14 protein-coding genes and 1 pseudogene are annotated in these 15,689 nt (G+C 65.0%); 6 read left to right on the top strand and 9 right to left on the bottom strand.

Annotated features, from left to right (window positions below):
- Positions 1-386 precede the first annotated feature (386 nt).
- The 7 genes from DBR12_RS17320 to msrA form a co-directional block, all read right to left on the bottom strand.
- Positions 387-917, bottom strand: coding sequence for a hypothetical protein (locus tag DBR12_RS17320; RefSeq protein WP_233244714.1), 531 nt, complete (start codon positions 915-917; stop codon positions 387-389).
- Between the two features lie 49 nt (positions 918-966).
- Positions 967-1,665 (bottom strand): DUF3299 domain-containing protein, encoded by a 699-nt coding sequence (locus DBR12_RS17315; protein ID WP_300213580.1) that lies wholly within the window; start codon positions 1,663-1,665, stop codon positions 967-969.
- 55 nt (positions 1,666-1,720) lie between these two features.
- Positions 1,721-1,972: a hypothetical protein gene (locus tag DBR12_RS17310; RefSeq protein WP_108618402.1), complete on the bottom strand. Its 252-nt coding sequence runs from the start codon at positions 1,970-1,972 to the stop codon at positions 1,721-1,723.
- Between the two features lie 139 nt (positions 1,973-2,111).
- Positions 2,112-3,347 carry an FtsX-like permease family protein gene (locus DBR12_RS17305; protein ID WP_108618401.1) on the bottom strand — a complete coding sequence of 412 codons (1,236 nt, stop codon included), beginning with the start codon at positions 3,345-3,347 and terminating at the stop codon, positions 2,112-2,114.
- A 2-nt stretch (positions 3,348-3,349) separates the two neighbouring features.
- The gene (locus tag DBR12_RS17300) at positions 3,350-4,027 is read right to left on the bottom strand and encodes an ATP-binding cassette domain-containing protein (protein ID WP_108618400.1); all 678 of its coding nucleotides are present in this window, start codon (positions 4,025-4,027) and stop codon (positions 3,350-3,352) included.
- Positions 4,024-4,449 carry a Fur family transcriptional regulator gene (locus DBR12_RS17295; RefSeq protein ID WP_108618399.1) on the bottom strand — a complete coding sequence of 142 codons (426 nt, stop codon included), beginning with the start codon at positions 4,447-4,449 and terminating at the stop codon, positions 4,024-4,026. Before DBR12_RS17295 ends, DBR12_RS17300 begins: the two co-directional genes overlap by 4 nt.
- Positions 4,450-4,659: 210 nt before the next feature.
- Complete coding sequence (gene msrA / locus DBR12_RS17290; protein ID WP_108618398.1) at positions 4,660-5,196, bottom strand: peptide-methionine (S)-S-oxide reductase MsrA; 537 nt, start codon at positions 5,194-5,196, stop codon at positions 4,660-4,662.
- Between the two features lie 102 nt (positions 5,197-5,298).
- Here msrA and DBR12_RS17285 point away from each other — a divergent pair, with 102 nt between their 5' ends.
- The 6 genes from DBR12_RS17285 (at position 5,299) to DBR12_RS17260 (ending at position 12,928) form a co-directional block, all read left to right on the top strand.
- Positions 5,299-5,997, top strand: coding sequence for a TetR/AcrR family transcriptional regulator (locus DBR12_RS17285; RefSeq protein WP_108618397.1), 699 nt, complete (start codon positions 5,299-5,301; stop codon positions 5,995-5,997).
- A gap of 2 nt (positions 5,998-5,999) precedes the next feature.
- Entirely contained in the window at positions 6,000-7,190 is a 1,191-nt protein-coding gene (locus tag DBR12_RS17280) for an efflux RND transporter periplasmic adaptor subunit (protein WP_108618396.1), read from the top strand.
- Positions 7,191-7,214: 24 nt separating this feature from the next.
- The gene (locus DBR12_RS17275) at positions 7,215-10,409 is read left to right on the top strand and encodes an efflux RND transporter permease subunit (protein ID WP_108618395.1); all 3,195 of its coding nucleotides are present in this window, start codon (positions 7,215-7,217) and stop codon (positions 10,407-10,409) included.
- A 24-nt stretch (positions 10,410-10,433) separates the two neighbouring features.
- Positions 10,434-11,147: a protein-L-isoaspartate O-methyltransferase gene (locus DBR12_RS17270; RefSeq protein ID WP_108618394.1), complete on the top strand. Its 714-nt coding sequence runs from the start codon at positions 10,434-10,436 to the stop codon at positions 11,145-11,147.
- 22 nt (positions 11,148-11,169) lie between these two features.
- Positions 11,170-11,523 (top strand): rhodanese-like domain-containing protein, encoded by a 354-nt coding sequence (locus tag DBR12_RS17265; protein ID WP_108618393.1) that lies wholly within the window; start codon positions 11,170-11,172, stop codon positions 11,521-11,523.
- Positions 11,524-11,593: 70 nt separating this feature from the next.
- Positions 11,594-12,928, top strand: a complete 1,335-nt coding sequence (locus DBR12_RS17260; RefSeq protein WP_108618392.1) for a TolC family outer membrane protein — start codon at positions 11,594-11,596, stop codon at positions 12,926-12,928.
- Between the two features lie 20 nt (positions 12,929-12,948).
- Here DBR12_RS17260 and DBR12_RS17255 read toward each other — a convergent pair whose 3' ends face one another.
- Positions 12,949-15,252 (bottom strand): bifunctional diguanylate cyclase/phosphodiesterase, encoded by a 2,304-nt coding sequence (locus DBR12_RS17255; RefSeq protein WP_108618391.1) that lies wholly within the window; start codon positions 15,250-15,252, stop codon positions 12,949-12,951.
- Between the two features lie 163 nt (positions 15,253-15,415).
- Positions 15,416-15,689, bottom strand: a pseudogene (locus tag DBR12_RS23080) (3-deoxy-D-manno-octulosonic acid transferase); the annotation flags it as partial.

The raw sequence follows: 15,689 nt of genomic DNA, 5'->3' as shown, positions 1-15,689 counted from the left end.
GTGCATGGGCGATGGAGCCTGCGCCCGACAACGCCAGCATGGCAGCCAAGGCCACGGGGTGCAGGGTGGTGGGGCGGCGGCGCTGGGGCATTGCGGGGTGGGCAAGAGAGATGGAGGTCATGGTGGTGGTGGCTCGCAACAGGGGTAGACGCTGCACCACGCCGGGCGAGCCGGATGTATGCGGGCAGGCAGAAAGCTTCACGCCTGTGGGCGCGAGAAAAGTGAAAAATAGCCGTTTGCGCTCGTCTGTATTGCGCTTTTAGCTATGAAATTAGGAGTTTTTGGTGCCCGGAGCGCTTGCGCAGGGGCCGCACCGGCCATGGATGGCCGGGACGGCACGACGCCGGGAGCTGCCAATGCAGGCAGTCAGAAAGACTGTATGTCTCTCAGGCCGCTGGGGGTGGGCCCCGCGCCAGGAACAGCGCGGTGTGTTGGAGCGTGGAGCGCCCGGCAAGGGGATGGGGCTGGGCCTGCGCGGGTGTGGCCTCGGGCAGCGCCAGGGGGGCGCTGAGCAACGCATCGCCCAGCGCGAGCTGGTCGAGCAGCAGGCAATCGGCGGACGCGTGGCCTGCCACCAGCTGAACCAGCTGTGCAAGCAACCCGTGGTGCGTGTGCACGCCCGCTGAAGCTGGTGCTTTGACCACGGTGGGGGCACCCGCCTCGGCAAAAGCCTGGGGGATGGCCTGGGTCAGCCCGGTTTGGACGTGGGCATGGGCGTGTTGGAGGTCTGGCGCACCACCGTGCAGCACTTGGTGCAGGCGCCCCAGCGTGGGGGCTGCGACCAGGGCCAGCACCAGCCAGGCCAGGGCCAGGTGCGCCCACCAGCGCGCAGGCGCGCCCTGCCCTGCGCCAGGCAGAAAGGCGGGCGACTGCGGCTGGGGCTGGTGCTGGTGCGGGCCGAAGCGGTGCTGCTTCATGGGGGAGCTGGTGCGGGTCAAGCCAGGGGCAAGATGTCTCAGAACCTGGTCATTTCACCTGAACGGCATCGACCACACGGTAGTACAGGCCGTACTGGTCGTTGGTAAGCACGGTAAAGCGGCCCTCCACCACGACAGGCTCCATCGAGTAGCGCACGGGGGTCTTGGCCTTGACCTCAACCATGCTCTCGGGCCCACCGGGCAGGCAGAACGAGCAGGTCATGGGCACGGAAGTGAGCAAGAAGTGCGTCTGCGTGGCCTTGGCGTCCAGCGGCATCATGAAGCCCTGGATGCGCTGCACGGTCTTGTCCATGCCCTTTTGCGCCTGGTTGAACACGGGCACGATGCCGTCCTTGGTGGTCTTGCGGGTCAGGTCGGTCAGCACCGACCAGGGCACCACGTCGTTGCGCTGGGGCAGCGGCGCGATGGGGCTGTTGGGGTTGTGATAACCCGCCCCGGTGCCCGACGGGATGCCTGCCGCAGCCCCAGCGGGCAATGGCGACGAGAGCACGGGGGGCGTGCCCGCCCCGGCGGTCGATGCAGGCGCTGCAGCGGTTTTGCCGGTGGCGCGCTCGAACGCGCCGGGCTCGGGCTTGGTGGCCAGAGGCTGGCTGGGCACCTGGGCCCACACGGCCCCGGCGCTGCCCAGCAGCGTTGCCACTGCAACTGCATGCCGAGCGGCACGAGCGCGGCGGGCGGCGGGTGGCCAGAAGGCAGTGTTCAGATGGGAGGGCTGGTGGATGGCCATGGCGGGAGAACCTGTCGATGGGGTCGGGCGTGAGAAAGAAGAGATGCGCCGCGATTCAGTGCGCGTGCTTCATGCCGCAGTATTTTCCGATAGCCAGGTTTTTGCAGGCGGCCTGCAGGTCTTTCTGGCACTGGTCATGGCCCTTGCCAGACTCCAGGCATTTGGCGGCGGCCTCGTGTGCGGCGGCCATGGCGCGGTGGCGGGCAATGTCCTCCTTGGTGTCCTTGTCGTTGTGCGCCTGGGCGTGGGCCAGGGCACCAACGAGGAGCATGGGGGCCAGGGCGAGAGCGGTGAGCAGCTTTTTCATGGTGTGTCCTTCAGGGTGATGGTGGGTAAACGGTGATTGAAACTGGCGCGACCAAGTCCAGCGCCGCCGGGCAACTTGCGTTGCCAGGCCCCTGGGGGCGTCCCCCACGGGGCAAGACGCGAAGCGGCACAGGGGGCTTTCATGCGTGGCTCAGCAGGTCAGCCACATCGGTGCGGTAGGCCTGCATGGCAGGCAGCAGTGCTGCCAGCGCCGCCACACCCGCTGCCAGCAGCGGTACACCCGCCTCGGCGGGCAGCCAGATGAGTCCGGTGACGGGCAACAGCCCCTGCGCCTGCAGCGCCCAGCCCAGGCCATGGGCCAGGCCATGGCCCAGCAGCAGGCCCAGAATGGAAGCCAGCGCAGCCAGCCACAGCGCCTCCCACAGTACCAGCCCGGCCACGCGGCCGGGGGGCGCGCCCAGCATGCGCAGCATGGCCAGGTCGGCCCGGCGCTCGCGCACAGCGTTCCACAGCGCAATGAACACGCTGAGCGCGGCCACGGCCAGCAGCACGCCGCCAAAGGCGCGCAGCACATCGGCCCCTACGCCCAGCAGGCGCAACAGGCGTGTGACCTCGATGGCGGGTGCTGCAGCCTGCATGGCAGTGTCTGCGTTGATCTTGCGTGGCAGCGTGACAGCCGCCATGGGCGTGCGGTAGCGCAACAGTGCCACGGTCACTTCGCGCTCCTGTTTCATGATTTCCAGGTCTTCGGCGTCGTTGGCTGTGGCGGTCTCGTGCACCATCCAGACCGATTCGTTGCTGGTGAGGATGAGCCGGTCCAGCACACAGCCGCAGGGTGCAAGCACGCCGCTCACGCGGTAGGGGTGATCGCCGTGCGCGTGCCCTCCCCCACCCAGACCGTGGCTGCCAATAAAGGTGGCGCCCACCAGCGGAGCGCCCACATGGCTGGCCTTGACAATGCCGCGCGCCACGCTGGCGCCCAGCACGGCGTCCATGGGCTGCTGCCACAGCGCGCCATCGGCCAGCGCGGCCTCGTAATGCGCCACGTAGTCGGGCGTGGTGCCCACGATGCGAAAGCCCTGGTAGCTGTCGCCCAGGCTCAGCGGTATGACCTGCGCCACCAGCGGGTTTGTCTGAAGCGCCTGCACCTCTTGCAGAGGAATGTTGCCCGTGGGCACGTCGATGTGAAACACGCCCGCCAGAATGAGCTGCAGCGGGCTGCCTTTGGCACCTACCACCAGGTCAATGCCGCTGAGGTCGCGCTCGAAGGCCTTGTCAAGCTGCGTAGCCACCAGCAGCACGAGCGTGATGGCGGCCAGGCCCAGGGTGAGCACCAGCAGGTTGAGCACCGCCGCCAGCGGGCGGGCCCACAGGTAGCGCCATGAGAGGCGGGCTAGTTTTGCTATGTTTTTCATAGCTATTCGTGCCCATCCGTTGCGCGGGGAGCGGCTATTTCATTCAAATCGAGTGTCTGTGCACCGCCCAGGGCCTGCACCACGCGCTGGTCGTGCGTGGCAATGATCAGGCTGGCGTCGCAGGCGGCGGCACTGCGCTGCAGCAGCGCCAGCGCATCGGCAGCGGCTTCGTCGTCCAGGCTGGCCGTGGGCTCGTCGGCCAGCAGCACCTGTGGTGCCAGCAGCACAGCCCGCGCCAGTGCCACGCGTTGCGCCTGCCCACCCGAGAGCTGGTGTGGCTTGCGCGCTGCCAGCTCGGCCACACCCACCTGCGCCAGTGCTCGCTGAATGGCCGCGCCATCGCGCGGCAGTCCGGCCGCAAAAAAGACCAGAGCCAGGTTGTCGTCCACTGTGAGAGCGCTGCTGAGGTACAACTTTTGCGGCAAGAAGCCGATGGTGCGCGCACGCCATGCATCAATCTCTGCCCCGCGCTGCGTACCCAGCTGGGTGCCTGCCACAAACAGGTCGCCGCCACTTGCACCACGCAGCCCCGCCATCAGCGCCAGCCAGGTCGATTTGCCCGTGCCCGAGCGCCCGCGCAGCAACAGCGTGCCGCCTTGATGCAGATCCACATCGGGGAAACGCAGCGGTGCGCAACCGCCTGTGGCGTAGGTGTAGGAAAGCCCCCGGGTACGGATCATGTGGCAGCACCTTCCGCCGGGTGGGCGCATTCCGCACACCGCCCGTGCACGGCAATGTCCACCGCCAGGCTCTCATGCCCTGCGGTGGCCAGCGCCTGCAGCACCTGCTTGAGGGCGTCCTGCACCTTGGCCGTGCCTTGGGACAGACGGAACTGACGGTGGCAGTCGTCACATTCGAAGCGCGGCGCCGCGCCCTCCTTGCCCTGCGACGCCCGCGCGTAACGGGTGACCCGGGCGGCATCCACCTGCTTGTGCAACAGGCCAACGGCGGCAAACCGGTCGAGCATGCGGTAGACGGTGACCTTGTTGACCGGGGCACCTGCGGCAGCGAGTGCAGCCTCGACTTCGGACTCGGACAGCGCCGCATCGGGCCGCGCCTCATACAGCGCCGCCAGCGCCCGCGTGGCGCGGGTGGCGCGCATGCCGGGCGGGAGGGACCAGGGCTGGGGACGTTGAGATGAAGGTAGTGGCATAGGGAATGCGGATGAAACGCAGATGAACTACACCTAACGCAATCAGGTTGCATTATGCCCGCTAGCAGCTTCTTTCCGAGCCCACCGGCTATTCGAGGCAGTGCAACCAGAGCGCAGGAGATGGATGGGGACTCTCTCGTGGTTGCCTGCGCCTCAGCGTCAGCCCTTCAAATACCGTGCAAACGTCTTGCGAAACTTCTCCACCTTCGGCCCCACCACAAACGCGCAGTAGCCTGCATTGGGGTGGTTCGCAAAGTAGTCCTGGTGGTAGGCCTCGGCCGTGCTGTAGTTCTGCAGCGGCTTCACTTCGGTGGTGATGGGCGCGCCAAACAGCTTGTCTTGCGACATCTGGCGGATCATGGCGTTGGCGATCTCGCCGTGCTCGGGGTTGTCGTAGTAGATGCCGCTGCGGTACTGCGTGCCCACGTCGTTGCCCTGGCGGTTGAGGGTGGTCGGGTCATGGGTGTGGAAGAAGATTTCCAGGATTTCTTCCAGGCGGATTGCGTCAGCATCAAACGTCAGGCGCACCACCTCGGCGTGGCCGGTGTCACCCTCACAGATCTGCTCGTAGGTGGGGTTGACGGTGTGGCCGTTGGTGTAGCCGCTTTCCACGTCGGTGATGCCGCGCACGCGGTCAAACACGGCTTCGGTGCACCAAAAGCAGCCGCCGCCCAGGGTGATGGTTTGCATAGTCATGGGATCCTCGGGTTCTAACGGAGACAGGGCCGCTGATTATGAATTGACGCCCCATCCTGCGCTTGCTACATTACTAACCGGTCAGTCATTAACTTAAACGCCTTGTCTCCCACACCCTCCTCCGCTTCGACAGCCGCAGGCACCAAACGCGAGCGCCGCAAGGAGGCCCGCCCTGGCGAGCTTCTGGAGGCCGCTCTCGACCTGTTCGTCGAGAAGGGCTTTGCCGCCACACGCGTGGACGAGGTGGCTGCACGGGCTGGGGTGTCCAAAGGCACGCTGTTTTTATATTTTCCAAGCAAAGAAGAGCTGTTCAAGGCCGTGGTGCGCGAGAACATCGCTGGCCGGTTCGCAGAGTGGAACAATGAGCTCGAGAACTTTGTCGGCACATCCAGCGAGTTGCTGCGCTATTGCTATCAGGTCTGGTGGGAGCGCATTGGCTGCACCAAGGCTTCGGGCATTACCAAGCTGATGCTCAGCGAGGCACAGAACTTCCCAGAGATCGTCAAGTTCTACGAGCAGGAAGTGATCCTGCCCGGCCAGGCGCTGATCCGGCGCCTCCTGGAGCGGGGGGTAGTGCGGGGCGAGTTCCGCCCCTTGAATCCTGACTATGCCGTGTACGTGGTGCTTGCACCCATGATTTTCCTGATGCTGTGGAAGCACTCCATTGGCGCCTGCGTGCCAGATGCACTGGGCATGACGCCTGAGCAGTACATAGAGATGCAGGCTGACAACATCCTGCACGGGCTGTGTGTACGGCCTGATGCCTCATCGCCCTTCCCCTCCTCCCCAACCTCCGCCTGATCATGAAACGTTGGATTCCCTGGATGGCCGCAGCCATCACCATTGTGTTGGTGGGTGCCGGGGTCTGGCGCGCCATGGCTGCACGCCAGGCGCAGCAGAAGGCCTTGAGCGAAGCCACCGCACAACGCGTTGCCGCCCCACTGCAGCTGGCACCCGATGAGGTCCTGCGCGTCGCGAAGACCAACCTGCCGCTGGGTGTGCCTGTGTCAGGCGCCTTGCGCGCGGTGGATTCGGCCATGGTCAAGGCCCGCGTGGGCGGCGAGCTGCAGGGCCTGACGGTGCGCGAAGGCGACAGGGTCAAAGCTGGCCAGGAAGTGGCCCGCATCGACCCCACCGAAGCCCGCGCACGGCTGCGCCAGGCGCAGCAACAGGCCGACGCCGCCAAATCGCAGGTGGATATCAACCTGCGCCAGTACACCAACAACCGAGCGCTGGTGGACCAAGGCTTCATCTCTGCCACCGCCCTGGTAACGTCGCAAGCCAGTCTGGAGGCGGCCCAATCGAGCTACCAGGCCGCCGTGGCAGCGGCCGACGTGGCACGCAAGGCGCTTGAAGATACCGTGCTTAAAAGCCCCATCACCGGGCTGGTGGCGCAGCGCCTGGCGCAGCCGGGTGAACGCGTGGCGGTGGACGCCCGCATCATCGAGGTGGTGGACTTGTCGCGGCTGGAACTGGAGGCGCTCATCAACCCGGCGGATTCCGTGGCTGTGCGCACGGGCCAGAAGGCGCAACTCTCGGTCGAAGGCATCGCAGCGCCGGTATCTGCCACCGTAGTGCGTATCAACCCCAGCGCCCAGGCGGGCAGCCGCACTGTGCCGGTTTACCTGCGGGTGGACCAAGCGCCCGGCGCCACGCCGCTGCGGCAGGGCTTGTTTGTGCAGGGAACCCTGGAAACCGGGCGGGCCGATGTGCTGGCCGTGCCACTGGATGCCGTGCGCACCGACAAGCCAGTGTCGTACCTGCAAATTCTCAAAGATGGCCGCGTGGCCTATGCCGAGGTAAAGACCGGCAGGCGCGCCGTGGTAGATGGCCAGACCCTGGTGGCGGTGGAAGGTATTGCCGAAGGCACTGTGGTGATTGCAGGCAGGATCGGCCAGCTGCGCGAGGGAACGTCGTTGGCTGTCACGTCGGCAGGTTCAACCGCTGCGGCACTCTCGCCTGCTTCGGCGGCGTCCTCCCGCTCCGCCCCCTGATTGCACTGACTGTCCCGCCCCGCCATGTGGTTCACCAAAGTCAGCCTCAAAAACCCCGTGTTCGCAACGATGGTGATGCTCGCCATCGTCGTGCTGGGCCTGTTCTCCTACCAGCGCCTCAAGGTTGATCAGTTTCCCAACATCGACTTCCCCGTGGTGGTGGTCACCGTGGACTATCCGGGTGCATCGCCCGAAATCGTCGAGAGTGAGGTGACCAAGAAGATCGAGGAAGGCGTCAACTCGATTGCAGGCATCAACGCCCTGACCTCGCGCAGCTACGAGGGTTCGGCCGTTGTCATCATCGAGTTCCAGCTGCACATCGATGGCCGCAAGGCCGCCGAGGACGTGCGCGAAAAGGTGGCCACCGTGCGCCCCAACCTTCGCTCTGAGGTCAAGGAGCCGCGGGTGCTGCGCTTTGACCCTGCCAGCCGGGCGGTGTGGTCGCTAGCCGTCTTGCCGGACGGCGTGGCGGGCTCCACGCCGCGCAGCGCCGTAGAGCTCACCACCTGGGCCGAGCAGATCCTGAAAAAGCGCCTGGAAAACGTGCGCGGTGTGGGGGCGGTGAACCTGGTGGGGGCCACCAAGCGGGAGATCAATATCTACCTGAACCCGCAAGCGCTCGAAGCCTTCGGCGTAACACCAGAACAGGTGGCACAGGCCGTGCGCAACGAGAACCAGGACCTTCCCGTGGGCTCCATCCGGTCCCTCGCGCAGGAGCGCGTGGTGCAGATCGACGCCCGCATGGAGCGGCCCGAGGATTTCGGCAAGATCATTGTTGCTCGCAAGAACGGAGCACCCGTGCGCCTGGACCAGGTGGCGCGGGTGAACGATGGCGCGCAAGAGGTTGAGAGCCTCGCGCTCTACAACGGGCAGCGCACGCTGCTGCTATCGGTGCAGAAGTCGCAGGGCGAAAACACCATCGAGGTGGTGGATGGCCTGAACGCTGCCGTGGCCGAACTCAAGAGCCAGCTGCCCCCGGGCGTACGCCTGGAGAGCATCGGCGACAGTTCACGCCCCATCCGTGTGGCGGTGAACAACGTGCGCCAGACGCTGATCGAGGGTGCCATCCTCACAGTGCTCATCGTGTTCCTGTTCCTGAACTCCTGGCGCTCCACTGTGATCACCGGGTTGACCCTGCCGATTGCGCTGATCGGCACGTTTCTGTTCATGAACATGTTTGGCTTCACCATCAACATGATCACGCTCATGGCTTTGAGCCTGTGCGTGGGCCTGCTGATCGACGACGCCATTGTGGTGCGCGAGAACATCGTGCGCCATGTGCAGATGGGCAAAGGCGCCTACGACGCGGCCATGGACGGCACACAGGAAATTGGCCTGGCCGTGCTGGCCACCACGCTATCCATCGTGGCCGTATTCATGCCCATCGGTTTCATGGGCGGCATCATCGGCAAGTTCTTCCACGAGTTCGGCATCACCATCGTGGCGGCGGTGATGATCTCGATGTTCGTGAGCTTCACGCTCGACCCCATGCTGTCGAGCATCTGGCACGACCCCAGCATCCACGCCCACGGCCAGAAGACCGCTCCCGTAACCTTCTACGACAAGACCATCGGACGCGTCACGGGCTGGTTTGACCGCGCTACCGACGCGCTGGCGCAAGGCTATCAGAGCATCCTGCGCTGGTCGCTGGTGCACAAGCTGACCACCATGGGCATAGCACTGGCTATTTTTGTATTGAGCGTCTTCATGGTGCCGTTGCTGGGCACCGAGTTCGTGCCCAAGGCCGACTTCTCCGAAACCTCGCTCAATTTCTACACCCCGGTGGGCTCGTCTCTGGAGGCCACCGAGGCCAAAGCCAAACAAGTTGAGGGCATGCTGCGCGAGATGCCCGAGGTCCGCTACACACTGGCCACCATCAACACGGGAAGCGCCCAGGGCAAGATTTACGCCAACATCTACGTGCGACTGGTGGACCGCAAGGACCGCAGCCGCAGTGTGGACCAAATGTCCGAGGTGCTGCGCGAGCGCTTGAAAACGGTGCCTGGCATCACCATCACCCACGTGGGCCTGCTGGACGCCGTGGGCGGCAACAAACAGGTGGAGTTCTCGCTGCAAGGCCCCGACCTGCAAGAACTGGAGCGCCTGACCAAGGTCGTCACCGAAAAGATCCGCGACATCCCCGGCCTGGTAGACCTGGACACCAGTGCCAAACCCGACAAGCCGGTCATTTCGCTGGAGGTCAAGCGCGATGTGGCCTCTGATCTGGGGCTGTCGGTGGCGCCGATGGCGACATCGCTGCGCACACTGGTGGCAGGCTCCACGGTGGGCAACTGGCGTGCGCCGGACGATCAGACCTACGACGTGAACGTGCGCCTGGCCCCCGAGGCCCGCACCCAGACCGCTGACCTGGAGCGCCTGCCCTTTGCGATGACCTCAGCCGACGGCACCACGCGCATCGTGCGCCTGAATCAGGTGGCCCGCGTGACCGAATCGACCGGTGCCAACCAGATCAACCGCCGCGACCTGACCCGCGAAGTCGCTGTGAACGCCAACGTGGCCCAGCGCTCTGCGGGCGAAGTCTCGGGCGACATCAAGAAGGCGCTTGACACCGTGGCCTTCCCGCCCGGCTATCGCTACCAGTTCGGTGGCTCCACCAAGAACATGGCCGAATCGTTCGGCTATGCCATCTCAGCCCTGGCCATGGCGATCATCTTCATCTACATGATCCTGGCGAGCCAGTTCAAGAGTTTCCTGCAGCCGCTGGCGCTCATGACATCGTTGCCTCTCACGCTGATTGGTGTGGTGCTGGCGCTGCTGATGTTCCGCTCCACGCTGTCGATGTTCTCCATCATCGGCGTGGTGATGCTGATGGGTCTGGTTACCAAAAACGCCATCCTGCTGGTGGACTTTGCGATCCGAGCCCGCGAAGAACACATGAACGATGCGGGGCAGACCGTTCCCGGTCTGCCCCGCACCGAAGCCCTGCTGCTAGCCGCCCGCGTGCGGCTGCGCCCCATCCTCATGACCACGCTGGCCATGATTTTTGGCATGGTTCCGCTGGCGTTCGCATTGTCCGAAGGCTCAGAGCAGCGTGCCCCCATGGGCCAGGCGGTAATTGGCGGCGTCATTACCTCGTCGCTGCTCACGCTGGTGGTGGTGCCGGTGGTGTATTGCTATATGGATGATCTGGCCCGCTGGGCGCGCCGCAAGTTCGGCGGTTCGCCCGCAACGCCCAGTAAAATCGAGGGTTTGTCCTAGACGCCCGCCCCACGGAGATATTCCATGAACATGCCCCTGAACACGTCCGCCAACATCAGCGATCCCATCGCCCAGGCCCGCTACAACATGATCGAGCAGCAGATCCGCCCCTGGAACGTGCTCGACGCAGACGTGCTCGACCTGCTGGCTGTGGTGCGCCGCGAAGACTTTGTGCCCCCGGCCTACCGCAGCATGGCGTTCATGGATATTGAAGTGCCCCTGCTGGGCAGCGACGCCGAAGAGGCCGTGCGCCAGGGCCACAGCATGCTGCAGCCGCGCGTGGAAGCCCGCGTCCTGCAAGACCTGCAAATCAAGCCCACCGACCGCGTGCTCGAAATCGGCGCAGGTTCGGGCTACATGGCCGCCTTGCTGGCCCACCGCGCCGAGCGCGTGGTGTCCCTCGAAATCAATCCCGAACTGGCCGAAATGGCCCGCGAAAACCTGCGCGATGCCGGTATCCAAAACGCCGACGTGCGCCTGGGCGACGGTGCCCGCGACACGATCCCGGACGGCCCATTTGACGTGATCGTACTCAGCGGCTCGGTGGCCGAAGTTCCGACCGCCCTGCTCTCACTGCTGAAAGAAGGTGGCCGCCTGGGCGCCATCGTGGGCAACGAGCCCGTGATGCGCTTCACCGTTACGCGCCGCAGCGGCGACCGTTTCGAAACCACCTCGCCCTGGGACACCATCGCGCCCCGTCTGGTGAACTTCCCCGAGCCCTCCGGCTTTACGTTCTGATTCCCATCCTTCGGAGTTCTGCATGATTGATCACGTCCGCCCCGCTCAGCTGTCTGCCTGGTTTGCCACGGCACCCGAAGGCAGCCAGCCCCTGGTGCTGGACGTGCGCGAACCCTGGGAGCTGCAAACCGCCAGCGTGCGCGCTGAGGGCTTCGAGCTCATGGCCATCCCCATGGGCGAGTTGCCCGCGCGGCTGGCCGAGCTGGACGCTGCCCTCCAGGCGCAACGCCCCATCGCCTGCCTGTGCCACCACGGCGCACGCAGCCTGCGGGTGGCTGCGTTTTTGCAGCACAACGGTTTTGAAAAGCTGGCCAACATCACCGGTGGCATCGACGCCTGGTCGCATGAAAACGACTCCGCTGTGCCCCGTTACTGACACACCGCCTGGCCCTTGACCGCCCCGCTCGCTCCCTCCATCGAAACGCAGACCCTCCCGAAGGACCTCCATGACACCGTTCCGGCCTCTTTCCCTGTCCCTTCTGTCGCTGGCACTGGGCGCGGCGTTCACCGCCCCGGCGCAGGCCCAGAGCCTGCTGGAGCTGGTGGAATCGGCCCGTACCTACGACACGGCCTGGCAATCCGCCCGCGCACAGCTGGATGCGGCAGGCCGCAAGGCCGACCAGGCCCGCGCAGGCCTGCTGCCCTCGGCCGCGCTGACGGGTGGCCTCAACCGCAGCAATGTGGAACTGAGCAAGCCCAGAATTGAAAACACCGGCACGGCGCAGACCGTGGGCATCAACGCCTCGCAGCCGCTGTACCGCCCGGCCAACCGCATCAGCCTGGAGCAAGGCCAGCGCGGTGTGGACGTGGCCCAAGCCCAGCTTGATGCCGCCACGCAAGACCTGCTGGTGCGCGTGAGTCAGGCTTACTTTGACGTACTGGCTGCACAGGACACCCTGACCTTTGTGCAGGCTCAGAAAGCCGCCGTGTCCGAGCAACTGGCATCGGCCAAACGCAACTTCGAGGTGGGCACCACCACCGTCACCGATTCACGCGAGGCCCAGGCCCGCTACGACCTGGTGATTGCACAAGAGATCGCCGCCGAGAACGATTTGCGCGTCAAGCGCTTGGCACTGGACCAGCTCGTTGGCATCACCGGCACCCAACCACGCCCCCTGGCACTTCCCTTGCAGCTGCCCAGCGTGCAGCCCGCCAACGTGGCCACCTGGGTGGACACAGCGCGCGACCAGCAGCCCGGCGTGCGACAGGCTGCCATTGCGCTCGACATCGCCCGGCTGGAAACCAAAAAGGCCGAGACCGGCCACTTGCCCACCCTGGACCTGCAGGCAGGCTACAACGTTACACGCAACCTGCACGGCACCATCAGTGCCCCCGGCGTGACCAGCCGCAGCAACGCCGCCAGCGTGGGTGTGGCTCTGAACCTGCCGCTGTTTGCAGGTTTTGCGGTGCAAAACCGGGTCAAGGAAACCCTGGCCCTGGAAGAAAAAGCCACGGCCGACCTCGAAACCGCGCGCCGCAACGTGGCGCAGGCCACGCGCGCCGCTTTCTTTGGCGTGCAGTCCGGCCAGGGGCAAGTGCAGGCCCTGGAGGCCGCCGAGGCCTCCAGCCAGAGCGCGCTCGATGCCAACAAGCTCGGCTACCAGGTGGGCGTGCGCATCAACATCGACGTGCTCAACGCCCAGAGCCAGCTTTTCCAGACCAAGCGCGACCTGGCCCAGGCACGCTACAACGTGCTGCTCGGGACGCTCAAGCTGCGCCAGGCGGCGGGTACGCTGACGCAGCAGGACATCGAATCCATCAACGCGCTGCTGGTCAAGTAAGAAGGCAACTCACCAGGCGTTCATATGACCGCATCGGGGAAGTTGCCCTCCTCCCCAGCCAGCACTTGCGGGTGCGTGCGCAGCTGGTCTGCCGCCATGGGGCGCCCCAGCAGGTAGCCCTGCAGGTAGTCGCAGCCCTCGGCCTTGAGGATTTCGTATTGGCGCCAGGTTTCCACCCCCTCTGCCACCACTTCGAGGTGCAGGCTGTGCGCCATCGAGATGATGGCACGCACCAGCGAGTGGTTGCGGCTGCTCTCCTGCAGCCCCATCACAAAGCTGCGGTCGATCTTGACGGTGTTGAGGCTGAAGCGCGAGAGGTAGCTCAACGAGGAGTACCCGGTACCGAAGTCGTCCAGCGAAAGCCCCACCCCCGCGTCGTGCAGGCGGTGCAGCAGTGCGGGCAGGTCTTCCTGGTCACTGGCCAGCAGAGTTTCTGTCAGCTCCAGCTCAATGCCTGATGGAGGCACGCCGTAACGCTGCAGCAGGGCAAACACCTGGCTTTCAAAACCGGGTTGCGCAAACTGCCTTGCCGACACGTTGATGCTGACCACCGGCGCAAAACCAGACTGCACACGCCACTGCGCTGCCTGTCGGATGGCTTCTTCCAGAATCCACTGGCCTACCTCCAGGATGAGCGAGGACTCCTCAGCCGCCGGGATGAAACGCCCCGGCGGTACCCAACCCAGTTGCGGGTTGTCCCAGCGCACCAGCGCTTCGGCCTTTGTCATGTGTCCCGTGGTGCTGCTGTAGATGGGCTGGTAGTGCAGCCGTAGCTCCCCACGTGGCACAGCCTGACGCAAGGAAGACTCCAGTCGCAGCGATTCGGCCAGACGCTCGTCCATGTCCGACTCAAAGAAACACCAGCCCCCACGCCCGCGCGCCTTTGACTCGTACATGGCCACTTCGGCACGTTGCAACAGCACCGAGGCCTTGAGGCCCTCGCGGCCTGAAAACGCGACGCCAATGGTGGCCTCAATCTGGTAGTCCATGCCATCGCCTGCCCGGAACTGACGCCGGATCAGCTGCAGCAGCGCCAGCGCACGGGCCTCGACCTCCAGAATGCTCATGAGCGATGGCAGCCCCGTCATCACCAGTGCAAACTCGTCGCCACTCAGGCGCGCCAGCAGGTCGCCGGGCTTGAGCTGAACCTGCAAGGCCTGGGCGATGTCGCGCAGGATCTCGTCGCCAAAGGCATGGCCCAGCGTGTCATTCACCTTCTTGAAATGGTCCAGGTCGATGAGCAGCACCGCACACTGCGTGTGCTGGCGATGCGCGATCCAGAGTACGGCATCGAGCTGCTGCTCCAGAAAGCGGCGGTTGGGAAGGCCGGTCAGCTGGTCGGTGTTGGCCTGGTGCAGGCGTTCTTCCTCCCCCCTCTTGCGCTCGCTCAGGTCACGGATGAGCCCGAGGATCACCGGGAAGCCCAGATCCAAGTAGCTGGAGAAAATGATTTCCGCCGGAAACGATTCGCCCCGCGCAGGCGTGATGGTCCGCTCCAGGCGCATGGGTTCATCCATGGGGCCTGACAAAACCATGGCGTTGACCTTGCGGAACATGGCCTCGGCCTCTTCCTGCTCTCGGGTCAATAGCGGCACCTGCTGGCCCTCCAGCTCTGTGGGGGACGCGCTGCCCGCCAGTTGGGCAAAGCGGTCATTGCAAAACAGGATCTTGCCGTCAAGCCTGCGGGCCACCAACGCATCGGGCAGGTGCTTGATCACGTTGGTCAGCCGTTGCCGCGTTTGCGCAATCGCTGCATCCACCAGCACCAGTCCCAGCAGCACACTGGAGACCCACCCCACCGCCAGAACGTCCGGATTCTGAAAGGGCGTGCCAATGGTTGAAGGTTCCAGAAAGTACAGAAGGAAGGCCGCAGTCTTAAGGGAAAACGCTGCAGCCAGCAGCCGGTAGTGCATGCGCAGACAGAGGTAGGCCGACACCCCATACACCAGCATCATCAGTCCCAGCACCAGGATGCTGCCCGCGTTTTTGTCCCCCCCGAATCCCACCACCGCGATCAGAAACGCTACACCGAGGCTGCGCCCTATCAAAGCGCCGGGGCCGATGATGCGGCCCCTGAGGAAGTTGGTGCCCCCGTGCAGGCTGGCCAGGAAGAAGCCGGTGAGCAGCGTGGCCACCACCGCCAGCCACGGCGATTCAGGCTGCAGGTGGTAGCGGTAACCGGTGAAGGTGGCCCCGGCCAGCGACAGGTGGGCAATGCCCCAAAGCAGGGTGGCCTGGTTCAGGCGCGCACTGCTCCAGCCGATCAGGAACGCCACGCCCAGAATCGCGAGTGCTGCAACGCCCAGGTCGTGAACAGGAACCACAGGACACCGCCAGATACAGTTGTTTCACTCCATGGTAGCGGTTGCAGCTTACTTTGGGCTTAGGGTCTGACTCCGTTGTCGTCCTGGCTGTACCCATAGTTATGGATGGATAGCCATTGATGGACATGACATGTTCAGTGAAGTGGCGTGGTGCGTCAGGCCCTTATTGGCGCTGCACCATGCCCAATATGGCCTGCGCCGTAGCCTGTGCAGCCCCCCGGTGGGCGGTGGAAAAGCGGCTGGCGCGCTCACTGGCCGCAGCGTGGGCGGCCGGGTCGAGGGCAAGACCCGAGGCATGGGCGATGCCTGCGGCCATGTCGGGCACCCGTTGCGCGGCACCGGCGGCGCAGGCCAGTTCCGCCGCCTCGGAAAAGTTGAAGGTGTGGGGCCCCAGCACCACCGGGCAGCCGCAGGCGGCGGCCTCAATCAGGTTCTGG

It is taken from the genome of Acidovorax sp. HMWF029 (assembly GCF_003060895.1).
Classification (GTDB): Bacteria; Pseudomonadota; Gammaproteobacteria; order Burkholderiales; family Burkholderiaceae_C; genus Acidovorax.
This window is presented reverse-complemented; position numbering and strand designations above follow the sequence as displayed.